This window comes from Allobosea sp. ASV33 (assembly GCF_016428755.1).
Classification (GTDB): Bacteria; Pseudomonadota; Alphaproteobacteria; order Rhizobiales; family Beijerinckiaceae; genus Allobosea.
In genome coordinates, this window is the sequence record NZ_JAELTI010000210.1 from 1 (window position 1) to 430 (window position 430).

Sequence of the window (430 nt, forward strand, 5' to 3'; positions counted from 1 at the left end):
GTACAGCGCCGTGTCGATGGCCGAGACCGTCACGCCCAGCCGGCTGGCCTGGGCCCGGTCGATCTGCACGAAGGCCTGCAGGCCCTGGTCCTGCAGGTCGCTGCCCACGTCCACCAGCTCGGGCAGGCCGTGCATGCGCTCGACCAGGGCCTGGGTGCTCTTGGCCAGCTGCGCCATGTCGGGCGAGGACATCAGCAGCTGGTACTGGGTGCGCGCCACGCGGTCCTCGATGGTCAGGTCCTGCACGGGCTGGGCGTACAGGCGTATGCCCGGAATCTGCAGCGCATCGTCGGACAGGCGGCGCAGCACGGCGGGCACGCCATCGCGCTGGCCATGGGGCTTGAGGTCGATCAGCAGCCGGCCCGTGTTCAGCGTGGTGTTGCTGCCATCGACGCCGATGAAGGACGAGATGCTCTGCACGGCAGGGTCC

At 69.8% G+C, this 430-nt stretch carries 1 protein-coding gene; it reads right to left on the reverse strand.

Going from position 1 to position 430, the window contains the following annotated elements:
• Nucleotides 1–430, reverse strand: a 430-nt coding sequence (locus tag JHD80_RS27150) for an efflux RND transporter permease subunit (protein ID WP_199093688.1), incomplete at both ends; no start/stop codon positions are given.